The organism is Paenibacillus tyrphae, assembly GCF_000722545.1.
Lineage (GTDB): Bacteria > Bacillota > Bacilli > Paenibacillales > NBRC-103111 > Paenibacillus_G > Paenibacillus_G tyrfis.
In genome coordinates, this window is the sequence record NZ_JNVM01000041.1 from 72365 (window position 1) to 93600 (window position 21236).

The window sequence follows — 21236 nt, forward strand, 5'->3', positions numbered from 1 at the left end:
GCTTGGATTTCTCAATTTTATAATCGGTATAAACATACCACTGCCGCTTCAGATACATTCTTAACTATGCAGTGCCTGCAGGCAAGAACGTGGCTACCCCAAGGAGCTTGCTGAACAAACCCGTGGTTGTCCAGAAGCTACTTCAATATCTGGAACGAAACGATTGTTCCTTCGTTAAGTCTGCTCTCAATACGCAGCCCTTGTCCGTAAAGCTGCTTCAGCCGCTGGTCGGTATTGATCAGCCCGATCCCCTTCTGCTCCTTCGCGGAACTGCGAACCAGGATGTGTCGGATGGTTGTTTCGTCCATTCCCACGCCATCATCCTCGATATAAACCTCCGCTCTATCCTCATATTCGGCAATCCGGATTTGGATGGTGCCTCCGCGCGCTCGTTTCAAAATCCCGTGCCGGGCCGCGTTCTCAACCAGTGGCTGAATGGATAGAGGTGGTACAAGCATCTCCAAGGATGCCTTTACGTCCCACTGCACCTGAAGGCGTTCCTCAAACCGTTCCTTCTCAATCGACAAATAGGCTTGGACCAGCTCCAACTCGCTACTCAAGGACACAAGCTTGTCCGAGTTCTTGAAGTCGAAACTGGCGTGCAAATATAAGCTGAATGCATCTGCAAGCTTGTGCATACGGTGCGTATCGATCTCGCTGAGCGCGACGATGGAGTTGAGTGTGTTGAAGAAAAAATGCGGCTTGATTTGCGCTTGCAGCCACGCTGCCTCCATGTACATTCGATCGCGGACAGCTAGCGTCAGATCGGTAAGTGCTCGAATTCTCGATTTTAGCTCCAGCGTGTTCGTTGGCTTGATAATGTAGTCGTTGGCTCCCGCGAGGAAGCCGGAATGAATATCCTCCGGCTGACTGCGCGCTGTAAGCAGCAGCACGGGGAGCTCGGCTAGCGAATAGCGCTGCCGGACTCGCTGGGTCAGATCGTAGCCGGACATGCCGGGCATCATGACGTCGATGATCATAATGTCCCACTTGACCGTATCCAACAGCGCAATAGCTTCGTTTCCGCTTATTGCTGTGCCGATAATATATGGCTCGGAAGCCAGTGCATGAGTCAACACCCGCAAGTTGACCGGATCGTCGTCCACAGCCAGTATGCGGATTTTGTCGATGGCCGGAGACGGCAGCTCGCTGACTGCCAGCAATTCGGTAGAATCGCCCGCCTTGGAGGCCGCGGCAGCTGTGTCCACTGCGTGCGCGGGCAAAGATGCAGCATCCGGCGAAGGGTCATCCCTCTTCGTCGTGTCTGCCGTCATCGCAAGCGGCAGCGTAAAGATGAAGGTCGATCCGTGATTGAGAACGGATTCGGCATAAATGGTACCACCCTGCAGCTCGACGAGTTGCTTGCAGACGCTCAGTCCAAGCCCGATGCCGCCGCCTAACGAAGTTACGCTCGAATCGGCTTGCTCGTAGGGGAGAAAGATTCTTTGTATCGTCGCTTTATCAATCCCGACGCCCGTATCAGAGACGGTTATGCGCGCATATCCATTCTGTACAGTGGCGCGGAGTTCGATACGGCCGCGCATCGTAAATTTGACCGCGTTATGAAGAAGGTTGAATAAAATTTGTATCAGCCGATTCTCGTCCGCCTGCACGGGGGGGAACGATTCCGGGATTTCGTTGATGATTCGGATCGGCTTGCCTTCTGACATGAAGCCCAGCATGTCGATGACGCCGGAAGCCACCGCCTGTACGCAGATGGGAGCAGGCTGAATGTGAATGGAATTCTCCTTAAGCCGGCTGATGTCTAGCAGATCGTTAAGCAAAAACGACATACTTCGGCCGACGGAAATAAGCAATCGCAAGCTTTCCTTATGTCTGCTCTCACTCCGGTCGGCTTCATCGTCGAGCACCGCTTGGGCAATATTAAGCATGCCGTGAAGCGGGTTGCGAAGCTCGTGGGACGTATGGGCAAGAAAATCGTCCTTACGCTTGTCGGCCTTCTGCAGCTTCTCGGTGAGGAGCCTCAACGCTGTCGTGGAGTTGATATGGCGTTTGAGCCAATATGCGGCTACAGCCAGTACGGCGAATATGAAGTCAAACGGATAATAGCCGAATTCGGGAAAGTAAAATGTGTTAACGATGCCCCATATCGCGTTGATGGTAATCGTTACTCCTCCGATCAGCAGGAACATCGCATCCCGGTTGCCTTTTTTGGCTGAGCGAAACGCCAGGGTTGGAACGGCCACAATCGTGAACAGGTATAAAAGAATGTTGAAATAACCCAATTTCAACAGCGGTTGCAAAGGCAGAAACAAGACAATGCCGACATAAAGCCAGCAGATGTAATCGAACCAGCGGTAACGGCTAGATGATGTGCGTTCCACCATAAGCAGCATTGCATTTTTGAACAAAAAATAGAAGACGCCAAGATAGGATAAATGGAACAGCCGACTCGTCCAATCATAGTTTATCGGCAGCCAGATAAGCAGAAGCCGGTCATCATCGATAAGAATCGAGATAATGGTGCTGACGATCAGCAGAATGAAGCTTAATAGTCCAGGAATCCGACCGCCAATGAACAGGAGCAGGCAAGCATAGAAGGCGTGTATCAATAGGACGGCGCAAACGAGCATCTGCATGCTGCGGGAGTACCATATGTTCTTCTCAATCGCTTGTTGAGTGCCGATCAGGACGGGAGAAGTGAGACCTCCCTTGAAATAGTCATAATAATTGGCAACTTGGATGACAACTTCTATGGTTTCTCCCTCGGGATAGAAATTGGCGTAATAAGGAACTTTGCGCGCTGTGAAAGAATCGATGTCCTTCCCCGGAGTTCCGGAATAAGCCAGCAATTGTCCATTGATATACAGCTCGGAAGCGGTGGGAATGGACGGCACCCGAATGCCGAGCAGTTGCTTCTCGTTTGCATGAATGTGAATGAGAAGTCGGTATGAGCCGTAGCCGATCGGCGAATGCCCTGCCGGATTTAACGTCTGTCCCCAGTTGCTTGGCACGTGAATATAATCAGGCTTTGGCGGCGTTGGAAGCTTTCCATATTCATTCATATAGAATGCATGCGTGTAAAACTCCCACTCCCCATTTAAAGGAATCGCCTGGTTCGCCGAGTAGTCCCAGGTGGTGAGATCGATGGTACCTTGAATGGCATTGGGACAGGGTGGCGGAAAATTCCATGCGACCCAGATGAGACGGATACTAGTTATAATCAGCAGATAAATGCCGAGAATGAGTAAGATTCGCTTTGTTTTCATAAATATCATAATTCGACAATTGATGAACGTTTCCTTTGCAAGGGATGGCGTCATTTAGGTTTTAAGGCAAAAAAAGCGGAACAGAGCTTAGGCAGTTCGGCAGAGAAGGTACCCAGTCGGATGCCTTTAGATTTCGCCCTATGCCATGTCATCAACTATGATTTTCCACAAGAGAACGAAAGCTATGTCCATCGGACCGGTCGAACGGGAAGGGCCGGACATTCGGGACAGCGATCTCCTTCGCCACGCCGACCGAAGAGAAATTCGTTGCAAACGTCGAGTGATATATCGGGTTCGAGATTCCCAAGAGAAATAACCCTTCCAAAGAAGCGATCGCACGTACCAGTCCTGCTTTTGAAGCGAAGATAAGGAACCGGCGAACCATCAAGAAGGACCGGAGCTCCCGTTCGAATCAGGAAGTTCTGAAGCTCTATTTTAACGGGGGGAAGAAAAAGAAGATCAGAGCGGTAGACTTCGTTGGCACCATTGCTAAGATTGACGGGGTATTGGCGGATGACATTGGGATTATCACGATAGAGGATAACGCCTCCTACGTGGATATCCTCAATGGCAAAGGGTGCCTCGTTCTTGATAAGATGAAGGATACGACGATCAAAGGCAAGCTGCTGAAGGTACATGAGGCGAACCGAAAATAACAATGACGCAGAAGAGAGAGTGAATGTTCATGATACAAATAACGATTCCGACTCCGGATGTCACGATTTACAAACAGAAGGCCCCTGAATTAAGCCATATTTACGGGTTTACGGATTTCATTCTGATTCCTAGAGATAAAGCGGGGATCTTTATGTTCTACAATGATAAGGATGAACTCCTATTCGTTGGCAAGGCACGGAAGCTAAGACCCCGAATCAAGAAGCATTTCGAGGATACGGTATCGGTCATCAAAGAGAAGCGGGAGGAAGTGATCAGAATCGAGGTTTGTTTAGTCGAGGATCCCGTCCATAGAGAAATATACGAGACGTACATTATCAACGAATATAAGGCTAAGTACAATGTAGATAAGGTGTTATACAAATAATAGACAGAGCTCTTATCGCCCAAGGAGCCATGAAATTATATGATAACGCAAAAATGCCTTTAATCCACGTTCAGCGGGTTAAAGGCATTTTGATATATATGCCGAGCTAGAATTGTAAGTTGGTTGCGGGGGCAGGATTTGAACCTGCGGCCTTCGGGTTATGAGCCCGACGAGCTACCGGGCTGCTCCACCCCGCGATAGTATAACTAAGCATTGTGATCTTTAACGTTGACCAGCTCTCTTATACTACAGCAATTCGAGCCAATATGCAAGCTATTTAAAATGAAGTTTCTCTCGAGGGCTGAGGGGTTTTGACGTTTGCCTGCTCCGTAAGCTAGGCAATTGTTGTCTTAGACCCCTATAAAAATTCGCAGTTAGAGTGATACGGAGAACCGTATCATAAGTGACGGCGAATAATTTGACTAGTAAAAATGACTTGAGTGAAAACGAGCATGAGCACAGAGCTTAAGAATGAAATGGAAGGAGTATCGATATGCTGCAAACATTTATCGATGAAGTAATAGAGCTGGGGTTTCTTTCACAGCTTTGAGTAATTTATTATATACGACAAAACTCTACATATTCTAAACAAACCCGAATTTCCAATACGAACCAGTAATTGATTCGATTATACGTCAGGGGCTGTCCTGTTCGAGGGAGGAATCGGAGGTACGCGGATTATTCGGAATGATTACAGCGGTTATGGTTTTTATAGCTGGCTTGCTGCAAATGTTTGGGATCATCGGGTCCTATTCGGCGGTAAAGGGATTGATGGCGCTGCCTGTGGGCGTTTATGAGATGAGCCTGGCAGTCTGGCTAATTGTGAAGATTCTAAGTTGGCTAGTATATTGATTCATACTTTTAAATCATGATGAAAGTTTTAGATAATTAGTTCTTGTGTATACTATAAACATTCACATTTTACTTAAATCCCATTCGTATTTTCCAAATCGAAATATTTAATAAAAAGGTGAGAAGATGGATAAGGAATTCAAACTAGCCAGCCAATTATTGACTTTGCTTGATACGGAACAGCGATGGTTTACCCTAGCCGAAATTGAAAAAAAATTAGGAATCTCAGATAAAACCATTCGCAAAATGGTAGAGGAGATCAGCAATCATTTACCACCTGCTATAGCCATTGAAGTCTCCAGAGGGAAGGGGGTCTTACTTCAACGTGATGGGCGAAGCCAAACGGTTAATGAAGTGATTTCTATCATGGTAAAGCAAACTGTATTTTATCGACTGATGAATTTATTGTTTACTCATACAGGTCGATACTCAGCAGAAGAACTGGCTGAAGCCATGTTCATGAGTTCTTCTTCCTTGAAGAAACTGATCTCACAACTTAATAATAATGATCTGAAACCGTATCATATACGAATTACTTATTCCTCGCCTGCGATAAAAGGGAACGAAGTTAATATTCGATACTTCTATTGGAAGCTGTATTGTGATGCGTACGAGTTTACGGGCTGGCCTTTTGAGACAGTCGATCAGACTTCGATAAATCAGTTAATCACAAATATAGAGAATGAGATGAATATCGTCTTTTTTATCAATTCTAAAAGAAGGCTGTCCTTTTTAACGGCTATCGTTTTGGAAAGAGTTATGAAAGGAAATGATATTGAAATCACGGAAAAAATATATCCTTGGGAACAAGGTATTTTTTATTTGCCAATGATTAACATGACAAGTGGGCTTGAACAAATGATGGGCATGAATTTATCAAAAAGTGAATTATTCTTTATGCAATCCATGTTTAGCCTCAGCCAATACAATTATTACGAAGGATCAGAGATGGCACTCATGAAAGAGGCTGAAATGCACAAAAATAAAGAAGTGCATCAAATGGCGGACCAGTTTTTAACGATCCTGGTTGAGGCTTATCCAAATATTGATGTGAAGGAGCGCTTTATCTGGGAGCTATATGAGTTCTTTGACAAGCTCCTCATTGATAATGCAATTCCTGAGTTGCTGTTGATTTCACAAAGCAACTTAACTTCCTATGTCCAGAATGAATGTCAGCAGATTTATCAGGGGCTGCAAGCCTGCATGCAAAACTGGAGATCAGCTTACCCGTCAGTACTGTATAATGACTTTCATTTAACAAAACTAACGCTATTAGTAAGCTCAAACCTACGTTATAAAAGCAAAAAGGCTTTCATTGTCATTGGAGAGGAATTCTCCATCCGTCATTACATAGCAAATTTGATAAAGAAGGAAATCGGTGACAAGCTCATCATTAATACTTCAATTATGAAAGGGCTAAATGATGAAATTGTGAAGCAGCATCAGATTGATTTCGTCATAAGTAATTTCCCTGTTGAATTACAGAGTGTGCCGGTTGTTATTATTTCTACGATTCCCACGAAAAGGGATTTCGATAATATCCGTAAAGAATTGCTTTTATAATTTGGTCAACTTTCTCCTGTTCTCTGCGTAAAATTTTGGTCTAGTTTGTTCATATAGAAAAACCGTAAACTCTAGGTAGCTTCTGATTTTAATTGGAGCGGGGGTTGAAAACGGTCTCCCTAGTTGGCAACAAAGAATGGGAACGGAAATAAGAGGGAGGAACAGATATGAGCGTGCATTTAGGCGCAAAGAATGGAGAAATAGCCGAACGCGTGCTGCTGCCAGGTGACCCTTTGCGGGCAAAATTTGTAGCAGAGCATTTCTTGGATGAGGCTTATTGTTATAACGAAGTTAGAGGAATGTACGGGTACACCGGCATGTACAAGGGTGTAGCGGTTTCCGTTCAAGGAACAGGGATGGGAAATCCATCGATGAGCATCTATGTATCTGAATTGATTAATGATTACGGGGCTAAGAAGCTGATTCGCATTGGCACATGCGGCGCTATGCAAAAAGAGCTCAATATCCGGGATATCATATTAGCTCAAGCCGTTTCCTCAGACAGCAATCTGACCGAGAAAATCTTCTATGGCTGCAATTATGCGCCGACGGCGGATTTCTCCTTGCTATTAAAGGCATACCAGCAAGCACAGGCTAAACAGGTAAATGTATTCGTAGGCAACATCTATAACTCGGATGAATTCTACCGTGAAACATTGGACAGGCTGCACAAGTTTATGGATTTCGGAGTGTTGGCGGTAGAGATGGAGAGCACCTCCCTGTATACGTTAGCTGCTAAATATGGCGTACAGGCATTATCTATTCTGACAGTAGGAAGTCAATTGCTAACCAATGAACGTCTGACCCATAAGGAAAGTGAGCAATCCTTCTACGAAATGGTCGAAATCGCCCTGAATACAGTTATTGGTGACTAAGGAAATGAGGATACTTCTATCTGGATTGCAGTGGATGATCTTTATGATCGCCGGTGCAATTGCTGCGCCAATCGCGATTGCAGATTTGTACAATTTAACGCCCGTAGAGACTGCGGAGCTTATCCACAGCACCCTTATTGCGTTAGGAATCGCAGGCTTTCTACAAGGGTTGATTGGCCATAAGTTACCCATTCATGAGGGTCCGGCAGGTTTGTGGTGGAGCATCTTTACCATATACGCCAGTCTAGTGGGGGTATTATTCACTTCGCATCTTGCTGCCTTGCAGGCGTTAGGCGGAGGAATGATGATGAGCGGCGGTTTATTTATCTTGCTCTCCCTGTTTAAGCTGATGGATAGGATCGCCCGCCTCTTTACCCCAACCGTAACCTTTATCTATTTACTGTTATTGATATTGCAATTAAGCGGTTCTTTCATGAAAGGGATGATGGGAATTACATCAAGCCGCACGATGTTAGATGGCAAGGTGCTCTTACTTAGTGTGATTGTAGTCTGCATAACCTTTTGGCTGGGGAATAGCCGAATGTTGGTACTGCAACGGTTCTCGGTAATCATTAGCATATTCTTCGGTTGGCTGTTGTTTGCTATTTGCGGGAATATGCCAGCGATTCCACAGGCGGATACGATATTTAAACTTCCGGAGATTTTCCCATTCGGCAGACCCCACTTCGATATTGGAACCATTGCTACTGCGTGTTTATTAACCCTGTTGTTAATAACCAATGCCATAGCGTCCATTCGTTTGATGGAGACCGTTATGAAGCAAAAGGGCGCAGTAGACCATCAGCGTTATTTACGTGCAGGATATACTTCTGGAATTAGCCATTTCATTTGCGGCTGTTTAGGGGCCATCGGTTCAGTCCCTATTTCAGGAGCGGCAGGATTTGTTGAACAAACAGGGATGAGAGAGCGCAAACCGTTTTTAATTGGCTGCAGCTTAGTGATCGGCATCTCCCTGCTCCCGCCAATGATGAATATCATTGCGGCTATACCAGCTCCTATTGGCTATGCGGTTACATTCGTTATTTTTGTCAAAATGGTTGGATTGTCTCTGAAGGAGTTACAAAGTGTGATTCATCAAGAACGAACTTTAATAGTTAGCGGTGTGTCTTTGTTAGTTGGCGTTGGATTAATGTTTATGCCGGCATCAGCCACCATTCACTTATCTCCGATTGTGGTCGCTATTCTGAATAATGGGTTAATCTGTGGAAGCCTGTTAGCCATTATTCTAGAACAAGGCTTGATATGGAAAGGAAAGCATGGGACAAAGCATCGTCACTAAATTGTAACCGCTTTCTTCACCTTGGGCAGTACATGCACATTATGGTGGAGAAGGAGCAAACAACATCCGATTGGAGGAATATAGACATGCATTATATACTTTCGGTTGCTGGTTTGATTATTGTTCTCTTGCTGGCCTGGCTCGCGAGTAATGATAGGAGAAAGATTAAATACCGCCCAATCCTTACAATGATTGTTATTCAGATTGGGTTAGGATTGATTTTACTAAAAACGAGTGTAGGGGAATTTTTAATTAAAGGTTTTGCAAACAGCTTTGCAAAATTGCTTGGGTATGCCAACGAGGGTATTAATTTTGTCTTTGGCGGGATTGCCAACGAAGGGGCGCATACATTCTTCCTTTTTGTTCTGATGCCAATTGTATTTATGTCAGCATTAATAGGGATTCTGCAGCATTATAAAATACTTCCTTTTATTATAAGGTATGTTGGTTTAGTGCTAAGCAAAATAAATGGAATGGGAAAATTGGAGTCTTATAACGCGGTTGCGGCAGCCATTGTAGGGCAAAATGAAGTGTTTATATCCGTTAAAGATCAACTAGGATTATTGTCCAAAAACCGCTTATACACACTGTGCGCGTCAGCCATGTCGACGGTATCGATGTCCATTGTTGGGTCATATATGACTATGCTGGAGCCGAGATATGTCGTGGCCGCATTGTTTTTAAACTTATTTGGCGGTTTTATCGTGGCCTCCATAATTAATCCGTACGAAGTGAAACCGGAAGAGGATATTATTGATGTTCAGGATGAAGAAAAACAGACATTCTTCGAAATGCTGGGCGAATATATTATGGATGGTTTTAAAGTAGCTATAGTCGTTGGGGTCATGTTAGTTGGTTTTGTTGGATTAATTGCTTTAATTAATGGAATCTTCAGTAGCGTATTCGGCATTTCATTCCAAGGTATTTTAGGATATGCCTTCGCGCCAGTTGCTTTTCTTATGGGTGTACCATGGCATGAGGCTGCTAAGGCTGGCAGTATCATGGCGACAAAACTTGTTGCGAACGAATTTGTTGCCATGCTTGATTTCGTTAAGATCCAAAGCAGTTTAAGTGAGCGTACCACTGCCATTGTATCCGTATTTCTGATTTCATTTGCTAACTTTGGATCTATTGGTACCATTGTGGGGGCCGTCAAAGGATTGAATGAAAAACAAGGTAACGTCGTTGCCCGTTTCGGGCTGAAATTGTTATATGGTGCGACGCTTGTAAGTATTCTCTCTGCAGTAATCATCGGTATCATATTCTAATATAGACGACTTGCAGAAGCGCGGGAGCGTATCGACGTGGCCGTGAATCTATGATATGGTGAAGGAAACCCAATTGCTGACAGTACTGCTGGAGGACCTTCATAGGAATCCGGTAACCTTGACTGTATGAATTGAGAGGAGCACTTCTATGCGATCGATCGAGCACGAATACTAAGTCCTATCTCCTTATGCGCGTGGCCCACCGGACGGTATCTGTAAATGGAGTCATATTCGATTTGCAGATCACGATATTGGAGGGCTTTTAGATGAGAAGAGAAGACAAGCAATTTGAACATTGGATCGGGCAAGCGAATCAGCCATTCTCGGGATGGGATTTTTCCCATATTGTAGAAACGGGACGAATGAATAGCGACTGCTTGGCATGGTCATATGGAAGCATGGCCATCCCTCTCATGCGGGATGCCGAGTCGATGCTGGATATGGGAACCGGCGGCGGTGAGCTGTTGTCGATGTTGAAGCCGTGGCCGAGATCCGTTTGCGCCACCGAGGGCTATCGGCCGAATTTGTCTGTCGCCAAGGAACGATTGGAGCCGCTGGGTGTGACTGTCCTTTCGGTGGAGGATGACGAGCATCTTCCTTTTGAGACCAGCCAGTTCGATCTGGTGCTGAACAAGCATGAAGCTTATTCGCCGCGGGAGGTTCGGCGGGTGCTCACCGATGGCGGCTATTTCCTCACTCAACAGTCGGGAGGCACCGATTGCTTCGAGATCAATGAACGATTCGGTGTGCCGTTAAATACAGCATTTGCGGAATGGAAGCTCGATGCCGCCATGCGGGGAATGCGGGAGAATCACTTTGAAGTTGTGAAACAGTCTGAGCAATTTCTTAGTCAACGATTCTATGATGTCGGCGCACTGGTCTATTATTTGAAGGCCGTTCCGTGGCAGATTCCGGATTTCGAAGTCGATAAATACAGAGAAGAGCTGTACAGCATTCACCTGCTTATTGAACAGCAAGGTTACTTTGAGGTGACACAGCACCGGTTCTACTTGCTGGCCAAAGCGTTGTCTTAGAGTATATTCAAATATTGGATAGTTGCATGGTAATCAAACTTTAAACATCAATCCGCAAACTTTTAAAAGCCTATGGGATGGATTGATCAAGCCTCATTTTTGAAGACATTGAAAAAAGCCCTTAAATTGCAAGCTGGCACCGGAATTCTACCGGTGTCAGCTTGTTTAACTTTCTTTGAATCCTCTCACCGTTTGTAGTAGCCACTGCACGCGCAGTCGGCGGAAGCAGCTTACGTTTCACTAAAGCTCCTGAAGGGAGTCTTGGATATTCGCCAAATAGATGCAGCGCGCGATTATGAAAGTGAGAATAATGAAAGAAATTTATAGGAATTCGGCTACTAAGGCGATGAGATCATCAAGAGACAAAGGCACGGGGTAGATGACCGGATCGGAGCTTCGCGGCGATGAACCAGGCGTCTACCCTGCCGTTTTTAGCGGGCGTGACGGCTGGAGAACGGCCCGGTCGCTTCTAAGCCGAAGCGGATGTGCGTGAGACCGTGCTTTTGCATTAACGCCACGATCCGCTTGTGGAAAGCAAACACGCCGGGCTCGTCATTGGCGGGGGTAAATCAACTCAATGGCTTGGTGCTATCACCTCCGGGAAGGACAGAGTTAGCACGTGGCGCCGATGGTAACGAGGTGCTGTTAGTTTCTGGTTTTAACAGCTAACCCGCTAAATGATATTGGTCCTACAACATCTACTCTTGTATTCGCAGCACGGTTTTCTGCTGTGACTGTGTAAGCATGAGTACCTGCTTTTACATTTCTATCTTCAGCTTGGAAGGTAATTATATAATTTTGCTCTGAGCCCGCAGATTCGATACCTTGCTGTGTGTTGAAAATTTCTGTATTACCGCGGAAGACTCTAAAGCGAATTTGCCCAATGCCTGTGACACCTCTAACACCAACGGATGCCACCAAATCTACCCGGTTCGGTTGAGAATTCACTGGAATCCGTATTGGGATCGCTGCGATGCCAGATTTTTGTGGGGAACGTCGAATAGTAAACGATTTGGCCGGGTTGAAACGACTAAGCGACTGGACGGCCGCTTTGTCAAGAATACGTACCACAATATCAACTCCTCTTTTTTAATGCTCCAATTTATGTAAGAGGCAAAGGGAATGATTGGGCACATGTAAGATGTTTACCCCGGACCAGCTTCGACAGAATGCTTCCCTCAGAACCTGGGCTTATCGCATTGCCATGTTTGGCGCAAAACAAAATGAAGCGCAAAAAAGCGCCAGCGAAAACACCTGGATAGCTAATGTGTCGGTAGACACCAAGAATCAGGTTTTTTCAACTGGCGCGATTCGCTAATGATCCCTATCCGCCCTTATTTTTACCAGATCGAGACGCGATCCTCCGGAGCGACAAACATGCCATCCCCAGGCTTAATTCCATAGGTTTCATAGAATTCCGGGAAGTTCACAATCGTGCGGTTGACTCGAACTTTATTGGCTGAATGTACATCGTTTGTGCTTAGGGTCGCTACAAATTCTTTTGTCGTTGTGGATTTCCACATTTTCGCATTGCTTTCGAAATACGCTTTATAATCCGGATTGCTCATTTCGGATACAACTTGCAGTGAAGCGGCCATTCCGCCTAAATCGGCGACATTCTCGCTTAGTGTAAGCAGACCGTCGTTCACCACACCCGGAACAATCTCAATTCCATTGTAGAACTTGATCAGTTCCTGGTTTTTCTCTTTGAACTTCTTAAAGTCCTCTTCCGTCCACCAGTTATTTGCATTGCCATTCTCATCGTATGCCGATCCGTTGTTATCAAATGCATGGCTGATCTCGTGGCCGATGATCATGCCAATTGCGCCAAAGTTTTCTTCAGGTTTAGCGTTAATGTCATAGAAAGGCGCTTGGAGAATACCGGCAGGGAACGTAATTTCGTTATTAAGCGCATTGTAGAAAGCATTTACTGTATAAACGCTGGTTCCCCATTCCGTTCTATCCACCGATTTTCCCAGCTTTGCTTTCAACTTATCAATGGATGCTGTGGTTACTGCTAAGGAATTAGAGAACAGCGAACCGCCTTTGTCGTATGTCTTGATAGCTATTTTGTCTAATGTCGTATCCCACTTATCCGGATATCCGATCTTAACAGTCATTGTATCCAGCTTCTTAATTGCCTTAGCTTTTGTTGTTTCTGACATCCAATCAAGCGATTTTATTCTTTTCTCATATGTAGCGATTAATTTCTTTACCATTTGCTCAACATCTTTTTTAGCTTCCGGCGAAAAATGTTTCTCGGCAAACATTTGCTCCAAATATCCGCTCATCGTGCTCTTTGTCATGGATACGGCAATTTCCCGATCTGTTTTTTTTCCTGAAACGCCGTATAGTGCTGTGGAAAACTCATTTGCGGCGTCTCTGAATTCATCCGACAATAAACCGCCTGTTGCCGTAAGCAGTTGTACTTTGGAATAAGCTTTAAGCACTTCAAGATTAGATTCGGTCAAGAACTCTGCGCCTTTTTGCGCCAACTTCACATCGAATACGATAGCCTTATCGGTATTGTCGACTTTCATCGATTTCAAGGCCTGTTTCATATCTACTTCTTTAAACAGCTCATCGAATTGTTCGATCGTATACGGATTATAGTATTTATTGACGTCGCCTTGTTCATGAGGTTCAAGCGACACGGAAGCTAAGCTTTTCTCCATTTCATAAACCTTCTCGGCACGGGCTTTCGCTGCAGACTCATCTTCCCCCGTCAGCACAAGAATTTTGGTCATATATTGAAAATAGGCTTCTTTCGCTTTCGCGTCTTCCGTTACAAAGCTGTTTTTGTCCAGACCTGTGGCTAATCCGGTGTAATACAAAGCATTTTCACTGCTGTTCTTGGCATCGCCCATGATTGCAAAGCGGAATAGCATGCTTAGACCTAATTCTTTCTCCATGGCAAGATCTGCTTGAACAAGCTCGTCAAGAGTTTTCGCCCCGTTAATTGCCGTTAAATATTTTTGAATGGGCTGAATCCCTTGTTTGTTTCTATTTTCGGTATCCAACGCCGTCGCATAAAAGTCGGCAAGCTTCTGTTCTTTTGTTCCTTCTGCGAATTGTTTGCCGGTCAGCCCATCTATTATTTTTGCTATTTTATCGTTATTTTGTTTGTGCAGCTCCGGAAATCCGCCACCCATGATTTCTCCTGCCGGAATTGTCGATTTATTTAACCATTGCTTATTGATTGCTTCATAAAAATCGTCATTTAAATGGGAGCCTTCGAGCGCCCACACTCTGGCGATAATGGTTTGGAACTCAGCGATCGTCATATTGTCGTTTACGCCTAAGGTGCCGTCAGGGTTGCCCGTCAGCACGCCTGCTTTGGCCAGCTTTTCGATATCTTCCTTAGCCCAAGCCGGTACATCGGTGAACTCGACGCCAAATGTTCCACTGCGCAGATCGTTTCCGACAGGCTTCGGCAATTCGCCGAATGCCCTGCTCAACATGACTAATGCTTCAACCTTCTTAGCCGGCTCCTTCTCTCTCAATGCTCCGTCTTCATAGCCTTGAATAACGGCTTCTTTATTAATTCCGGATGTATAATCGTCGGCTGCCGTCAACAAGGTAGTAACGATCTCTCCTCTTGTCGCTGGCGGCGGCATTTCATCAGCATATACGGATACGCTGACTGGTAGGACCATTGTAATGGCCATGAGTAGGGATAAACACTTCTGTTTCATCGTCGGGCTCCTCCAAGGTGTAGTTTTATGTATAAAAACAGATAAATGAATAGGATTTCTCCCATTCATATCCTTTCATTATAGCTGAAACAGTTCTGTTTGAAAATGTTGTAAGGAGCCTGTTCATTTTCAAGAGAGCATAAATGTATCGTCAACTACGTTAATCAATTGATTTTCTAGGAACTGTTGCGCCGCGGCAAGCTCGTTTCGTAATTTTCGCCGATAGACCCGTTAAGCTTGACCGTATCATAGGTGATGGTAACGGATTACAATATTCTACAAAATATTTAAATGGGATAGTAAGCGTAGAAGGAAAATTGGAAAATTTGTAGAAAACTTGTTGTACCTACAATAGATTATGTTTTGTACAGGGGGGAAAGAAGTTGTGAATTATTTGTTAGAGAATTTAGGAGATGAACGATTTCAAGAATTATGTCAGGCTCTTTTGATAAAAGAGTTTCCCAATGTTCAATGTTTCCCTATAGGTCAACCAGATGGTGGACGTGATGCGGTAGTTTATTTTAATTCAGCTAGAAATAATAAGGAATTTGCAGTATTTCAGGTTAAATTTGTGAAAAATCCACAAAGAATAAATGATCCACATAAATGGTTATTAGAGGTATTGGAGGGGGAGTTACCAAAAATTAAGGAGCTAATCCCAAGAGGGGCAAAGTCATATTATTTATTAACAAACGTTACGGGAACAGGGCATTTAGATAGTGGTTCAATTGATAAAGTACATAGTCTACTTGAAGAAAACTTAGATATTCCTGTTCTTTGCTGGTGGCGGGATGATTTATGTAAAAGGCTTGATTCTTCTTGGGATTTAAAATGGTTATATCCAGATCTAGTAACTGGTACAGACCTTTTTAGATACATTGTTGATCAAGGGGGATTAACCGATAGTTCTAAACGTTTTGATGCAATAACGGCTTTTGTTAGAGCACAGTATGAAGAAGATCTGGAAGTTCGTTTTAAACAGGTTGAATTACAAAATAATCTTTTAGATTTATTTGTAGATGTCCCTATTCATTTTAATGACACCAAGGAAGATAGACATCTTCAGTATTTATTTAGAGGTGTTCTCCGGGAATTTGGAAGCCAAGAAGATAATAACGTTATTGGTGCAGCCACGTTATTCTCGAAGTCTTTATTTCAGGAAAATGTACCTCAATTAGTGTTAGAAGGTGCACCAGGGCAAGGGAAGTCGACCTTAGCACAGTTTCTTTGTCAAATTTATCGAATGAAGTTACTAAAGTTAGAACAAGAGTTTAATACTCTACCTATATCTGTTCGACCTAGCAATTTGCGTATTCCGATAAAGGTTGATTTACGCAATCTCGCTTCTTGGCTAAGTAAGGACAACCCATTTTCCTCAGATGAAGATGATGAAGCGTTATATCAATGGGAAAAATCTCTCGAGTCTTTTTTAATAGCTCAAATTAAATATTATTCTGGAGGTTTTGAGTTTTCTGTTTCAGATTTACATGCAGTTGCAAAAGTAAGTTCATTACTAATTGTGTTAGATGGGCTAGATGAAGTTGCTGATATTCAGATGAGAAAAGAGCTGGTCAACGAAGTAGTAAAGGGTATAAATAGGCTTCGGCAAACGTCTGCATCCTTACAGGTAATAATTACAAGCCGCCCGTCCGTTTTCGAAAATTCACCTGGATTTCCAATTAAGAAATTCCCTCATTTCAGATTGGTTTCGTTAACAAAAAACCTAATTGACAACTATACTACGCAATGGCTTAGGGCAAAAAAAATTTATGGTAGTCAAGCATCCGAGGTAAAGAAAATACTTAAAAATAAACTAGAGAAGCCACACTTAAGGGATTTGGCAAGAAATCCAATGCAGCTAGCTATACTATTGAGCCTTATTCATACAAAAGGCTCTTCCTTACCAGATAAACGGACGGCTCTGTACGATAGTTATGTAGATTTGTTTTTCGATAGAGAGGCGGAAAAAGACAATACTGTGAGGGAGAATAGAGAACTATTAATAGATATTCATCGGTTTTTAGCTTGGATTTTACATTCAGAGTCTGAGCAGGGTAAACATGAAGGTAGAATTAATACAGAACGTTTGCAAAGTCTCCTTTCTGAATATCTTAAATCAGAAGGTAGAGATAGCTCCATGACAGAATCGTTGTTTACTGGTGTCGTAGAGAGAGTAGTATTTTTGGTATCTAGAATTCAAGGTACATTCGAATTTGAAGTTCAACCACTAAGAGAGTATTTTGTAGCTCGACATCTTTATGAGACAGCACCATATTCCCCTCCAGGTAATGAAAAAAAAGGTACAAAACCGGATAGATTTGATGCTATTGCAAAGAATTTTTATTGGTTAAACGTTACAAGATTCTTCTGTGGGTGTTTTAGCAAAGGTGAGTTACCATCGTTAGTGGAGAGATTAAATGTATTGTTAGAAGACGTCCAATACAAAAATATTAGTCATCCTCGAGCTTTAACAGCGATGCTTTTGTCAGATTGGGTTTTTTCACAAAATCAGTATTCGATGCGTGAAGCAGTAAAACTAGTTTTGAAGGGCATTACACTTCGTCATGTACTGGGAAGTGGAAAAAGAAATAGTGACGTATTAGTATTACCTTCAGGCTGTGGAAGGGAACAATTAGTGGATGAATGTTTCAATATATTAAAGGAAAAGCCTACAATTGATTATGCATGGGAGATAATAGATTTAATAGTGGCCAATTCTCCAAAGGAAGAAAGAAAAAATCATTGGTACAATTATATATCTGGCATAGAAGGGGAGAAGGAATTTTCATCTTGGTTAACTTACGGACTTTATATGGGAGTTTTGCCTGATTTGACATCTGAAGAATTGAATTTACTGATTATTCGGCATGAATTTAGTATAAACAATTTAGTAACGTTATTAAGGGCAGGGCATTCAAAGATAATTGAATCGGATGAAAAGTTTTCTTCAATCGTTATAGATCATATTTTAAATGAATGTATAGAAATTCCTCTGAAACGTAAAGAGACCTCAATACTTTTGAATTTTATTCATGGCATAAATCCCAAATCATATGGCTTAGCCTTTGATATTTCAAAACCCGGGCCACTAAGAGAAATTAGGTCTAGATATGGATATCATTTTGATATTTTATTTGATGGTGGTTATGATGATTCCTTAACAATACAGACTCAAATTGCTATACCAGAAAATCAAGAACTTAAAATGTGTTATGAATTTTTACAATACTCTTCTAATGAGACAGATAAGCATGCAACCGAATGGGTAAATGGTTTAGCACCATGGGAAACGATAGTTGAAAATTTACGGGTACTATGGGGGGACAGATGGTCTATTTATTCGCTGGCAATAACTTCAAGTAATGTTAAAATACCAAAAGATAAAGAGGAGATCGATTTGTTTGATGTATCTACCCCTCTTTGTAAACGAACATTCTATGCAAGAAATGCATCTTCTATTTGGTGGAGAAAACAAATAGAGAGTGCTAGCACTGAAATGGATTTCATGTTTCTTTCTCTTTTGTTTTTAACATCAGCTAATTCCAACCTCTTAAAAAACGTTTTAGATTATATACAACCAGTATTTGATAAGATCTCTAATGATAATTGGGAGAAAGTAACAAAGCAATTGGAATATACTCGTAGGGTCGGTAATAGACGTGATTTGGCATTAAATATGTCAAAACTACCTGGGGAATTAACAGCAAGAACAGTTGCTGCTATTGGTATTTGTGTAAATGATCGAGATTCAATTAAGTTATATGAGGTGCACTTGCACGATTATGTTGGAACAGATGTATCTGTGTTAAAATTTTGCCAAAGGGTTGCATTTACGTTGGTTGAACATGATCCTAGTAGATGGAATCAAGCAATTTCAATCATCTCGAGGATTTACTCTCAAGGGGGAACTTTTGATGCATATTACCATAGTATTTATAGAAGAAGATACATGGGATATCCTGTACAAATTCCAGTAGATGTTGCAAAGCAAATAGCTAATCAACCAGAAAACTATCCAAGGTTTTTAGTTGATCTAGCAGAAAGAGCATGTCGTGATGAAGTAGCATCGCAAATTGTACCAATAGGAACATTGGCGAAAAAAGAAAGATGGTTTGAAAATGCTAATTTATTAACAGTATAACACCCGTTAATTTTGGCGTTGAATATTTTCTTAGTTACCGATATATGAAAGGGTTTTATCCCTTTAACTAGGGCATATTTTTAGATGATAAGCAAACGAAGGAAGCCCGGCTATAGTCAACAAGGGAGGTCAATATGTTGTTTTGGAAGAAAGAAACGCAGCTTGATCGAATAAAAAACAAACTCGAAAAGGCCATGCGCAAAGATACGGATTTTTTGGTGTTTGGAGCATCCTCACACAAATACAGGGTTGATGAAAAGCTTACAGCAAACGAGCTTGCGGACTGGCAAGCAAAAAATCAGGTCATACTCCCGGAGCCTTATGCGCAGTTTTTAACGAAAGTCGGAAATGGAGGTGCCGGGCCGTATTACGGGATTTATTCGATTGAAAAGGCCACTTCCTATACCGATAGAAATGCATTCGCTGCAAAATGCGTTCTGCACCCCAGAATGACAAAAGAGGAATGGAACCATCTAACCGAACCCCTGATCAATGATGAGGACATCTCTGACCCGGAATACGACGCCGCCCGTAATATGGTGATGGGCGGCATGTTGTGCATTGGCACACAAGGCTGCGAATACGATATGTATCTCGTACTTGAAGGAGAACACAGAGGGAAAATCGTTTACACTTCAGATTTTTATCCTGATCATCCCTTTTTCTTTGTCTATGAAGACAACTTTCTGGACTGGTATGAGCGCTGGCTGGACGAAATTATTCTGGATTATGATATCGCGTGGTTTGGCAGCAAAATGCCGGGCGATGAAAATGCGTTGATACAGGTTTATCAAAACGCCTCAAACGAAGAAATCAAATCAAAAGCGCTTGATGGAATGTTCAAGTTTAAGAAAATCTCGCAGCCAACCATTGATTTTTTAAAAAACGTAGCTGATCAAGGACAAAAATCTCGCATCACCGCCATTCAGCTAATCTGCAAAACCTCTGTTGACGCGGGAAGAGGCTATCTTCTGGAGCTGTTGCATTCGGATAGAAATGAGGATTTATTACACGCTTTACAGATTCTGAACTGGTATGGTAAATCTGTTGATTTATCGGAATTTATAAAAGTGATAGTGCAGAGTCTCGACAGGGTACACGACCCGGAAACGTTACGTCATGTGGGGTATGTATTGGAACCTTCCGGCGCGATTACACTCCAAAACTTTGCTCCCTTTTTATGCCACGCCGACTCGAATATACAAACCGCCGCAATCTATGCCACACGCAGCTGCAATGACAAATCGGACAGTTGGGAGATCATTGAACAGATGTTAATGGGTGGCGACAAGGAGGTTGTGAAAAACTCTATTCTATTTTGGGACATTATCCCTCATGAGAAGTTATTGCCTTATTATAAGGCTGCATGGCCGGAATATAAAAACAATATTAATTTCAGGGAAAAATTTATAGGTTGTTTGAAACAATTAAATTTGCCGGATGATTATTTTGACAAAGAATAATTTCACTACTTATATCTACAGTTGTATCATAAAAAGTTAGCCCAGGAGTTGAATTACAATACTGCTAAAAGATACCGATCAACTGGATGATTTAAAGACTTTTCTAACCAACTGGTACGGAAAGTACGATAGCTCCTACGGTGTGCCTGAGGACGAGATTCCAGCGTACCTACCAGAGGCGTTGCGTGAGTTATATGCGTTTGCAGGACGCTGGAAAGATGGTTCGGACGATCACCTGGAGAACTCTCCAGAGATATTTCAACATCAGGATTGCCTATATTCGGTGGAGCGTCTGAAAAAGGATAAGAATAGGATCACGTTTCTTGAGGAAAATCAAGCAAACTGGACATGCCAAGTGGAGGCAGGCAACAACCATTCTTCTGTCTACTGTGACGCATGCCTGCTTTGGGATGACAATGTAGAAGGACACATCATCGTAAATGACTCTTTATATCATTTTTTGAAAACGTTTTGCTTACAGGAGGTAGTTTTTGGCTGCAAACATCTTTATACGGTAGAAGGAAAAATAGATAATATCCAGAAGCTGTTTGATAAGCCGATTGAAGAAGTGTGGCTTAATGGGTACTATATTAGCCCCAAAGAAGATGGGCCTACTCATTCATTTTACTGCTGCGAGGACGTATTGGTGATGGAGCTTCATGGGGAATATTGGTTGGGACATCATTGTGATGCACCTGCGGCCTTTAATGGTGATGTCCTTTCTTCCATAGCACTTAGAAAGATTACATCGAATTGAGTCCTTTCATTAAAAT

The 21236-nt window shown here is 43.0% G+C and carries 12 protein-coding genes, 1 tRNA gene and 1 pseudogene; 10 read left to right on the forward strand and 4 right to left on the reverse strand.

Going from position 1 to position 21236, the window contains the following annotated elements; genetic code table 11:
• Positions 1-137: 137 nt before the first annotated feature.
• Positions 138-3230, reverse strand: a complete 3093-nt coding sequence (locus ET33_RS32005; protein WP_051775900.1) for a hybrid sensor histidine kinase/response regulator — start codon at positions 3228-3230, stop codon at positions 138-140.
• Between the two features lie 138 nt (positions 3231-3368).
• Between ET33_RS32005 and ET33_RS32010 the strand changes: the two are divergent.
• Positions 3369-3886, forward strand: a pseudogene (locus tag ET33_RS32010) (DbpA RNA binding domain-containing protein); the annotation flags it as partial.
• A gap of 29 nt (positions 3887-3915) precedes the next feature.
• Entirely contained in the window at positions 3916-4272 is a 357-nt protein-coding gene (locus ET33_RS32015) for a nucleotide excision repair endonuclease (protein WP_036692130.1), read from the forward strand.
• A gap of 120 nt (positions 4273-4392) precedes the next feature.
• Here ET33_RS32015 and ET33_RS32020 read toward each other — a convergent pair.
• A tRNA-Met gene (locus ET33_RS32020) sits at positions 4393-4469 on the reverse strand.
• 781 nt (positions 4470-5250) lie between these two features.
• On the opposite strand from ET33_RS32020, the gene ET33_RS32025 reads away from it, so the two are divergent.
• From ET33_RS32025 to ET33_RS32045, 5 genes are all read left to right on the forward strand, one after another.
• A complete protein-coding gene (locus tag ET33_RS32025) occupies positions 5251-6687 on the forward strand; it encodes a helix-turn-helix domain-containing protein (RefSeq protein ID WP_036691954.1) in 1437 nt (478 codons plus the stop codon).
• 167 nt (positions 6688-6854) lie between these two features.
• Positions 6855-7562, forward strand: coding sequence for a purine-nucleoside phosphorylase (gene deoD, locus ET33_RS32030; protein WP_036691957.1), 708 nt, complete (start codon positions 6855-6857; stop codon positions 7560-7562).
• A 4-nt stretch (positions 7563-7566) separates the two neighbouring features.
• Positions 7567-8862 (forward strand): purine/pyrimidine permease, encoded by a 1296-nt coding sequence (locus ET33_RS32035; RefSeq protein WP_036691961.1) that lies wholly within the window; start codon positions 7567-7569, stop codon positions 8860-8862.
• 86 nt (positions 8863-8948) lie between these two features.
• A complete protein-coding gene (locus ET33_RS32040) occupies positions 8949-10130 on the forward strand; it encodes a NupC/NupG family nucleoside CNT transporter (protein WP_036691964.1) in 1182 nt (393 codons plus the stop codon).
• A gap of 266 nt (positions 10131-10396) precedes the next feature.
• The gene (locus ET33_RS32045) at positions 10397-11164 is read left to right on the forward strand and encodes a class I SAM-dependent methyltransferase (RefSeq protein ID WP_036691966.1); all 768 of its coding nucleotides are present in this window, start codon (positions 10397-10399) and stop codon (positions 11162-11164) included.
• Between the two features lie 645 nt (positions 11165-11809).
• Here ET33_RS32045 and ET33_RS38065 read toward each other — a convergent pair.
• Together ET33_RS38065 and ET33_RS32050 are read right to left on the reverse strand one after the other, a co-directional pair.
• Positions 11810-12235, reverse strand: a complete 426-nt coding sequence (locus ET33_RS38065) for an exosporium protein C (protein WP_081890592.1) — start codon at positions 12233-12235, stop codon at positions 11810-11812.
• Positions 12236-12504: 269 nt separating this feature from the next.
• Positions 12505-14859 (reverse strand): M13-type metalloendopeptidase, encoded by a 2355-nt coding sequence (locus ET33_RS32050; RefSeq protein WP_036691969.1) that lies wholly within the window; start codon positions 14857-14859, stop codon positions 12505-12507.
• 385 nt (positions 14860-15244) lie between these two features.
• On the opposite strand from ET33_RS32050, the gene ET33_RS32055 reads away from it, so the two are divergent.
• The 3 genes from ET33_RS32055 (at position 15245) to ET33_RS32065 (ending at position 21220) form a co-directional block, all read left to right on the forward strand.
• On the forward strand, positions 15245-19000 hold the full coding sequence (locus ET33_RS32055; RefSeq protein ID WP_036691973.1) for an NACHT domain-containing protein: 3756 nt from the start codon (positions 15245-15247) through the stop codon (positions 18998-19000).
• Between the two features lie 134 nt (positions 19001-19134).
• Entirely contained in the window at positions 19135-20463 is a 1329-nt protein-coding gene (locus ET33_RS32060; protein ID WP_036691976.1) for an SMI1/KNR4 family protein, read from the forward strand.
• A gap of 142 nt (positions 20464-20605) precedes the next feature.
• A complete protein-coding gene (locus ET33_RS32065) occupies positions 20606-21220 on the forward strand; it encodes a hypothetical protein (RefSeq protein ID WP_235206874.1) in 615 nt (204 codons plus the stop codon).
• Positions 21221-21236 lie beyond the last annotated feature (16 nt).

Bases quoted from the DNA above. Each gene is read 5' to 3' on its own strand.
- ET33_RS32040 (WP_036691964.1), top strand. From the start codon at position 8,949: ATGCATTATATACTTTCGGTTGCTGGTTTGATTATTGTTCTCTTGCTG.
- ET33_RS32015 (WP_036692130.1), top strand. From the start codon at position 3,916: ATGATACAAATAACGATTCCGACTCCGGATGTCACGATTTACAAACAG.
- ET33_RS32035 (WP_036691961.1), top strand. From the start codon at position 7,567: ATGAGGATACTTCTATCTGGATTGCAGTGGATGATCTTTATGATCGCC.
- ET33_RS32050 (WP_036691969.1), bottom strand. From the start codon at position 14,859: ATGAAACAGAAGTGTTTATCCCTACTCATGGCCATTACAATGGTCCTA.
- ET33_RS32060 (WP_036691976.1), top strand. From the start codon at position 19,135: ATGTTGTTTTGGAAGAAAGAAACGCAGCTTGATCGAATAAAAAACAAA.
- deoD (WP_036691957.1), top strand. From the start codon at position 6,855: ATGAGCGTGCATTTAGGCGCAAAGAATGGAGAAATAGCCGAACGCGTG.
- ET33_RS32045 (WP_036691966.1), top strand. From the start codon at position 10,397: ATGAGAAGAGAAGACAAGCAATTTGAACATTGGATCGGGCAAGCGAAT.
- ET33_RS32025 (WP_036691954.1), top strand. From the start codon at position 5,251: ATGGATAAGGAATTCAAACTAGCCAGCCAATTATTGACTTTGCTTGAT.
- ET33_RS32005 (WP_051775900.1), bottom strand. From the start codon at position 3,230: ATGAAAACAAAGCGAATCTTACTCATTCTCGGCATTTATCTGCTGATT.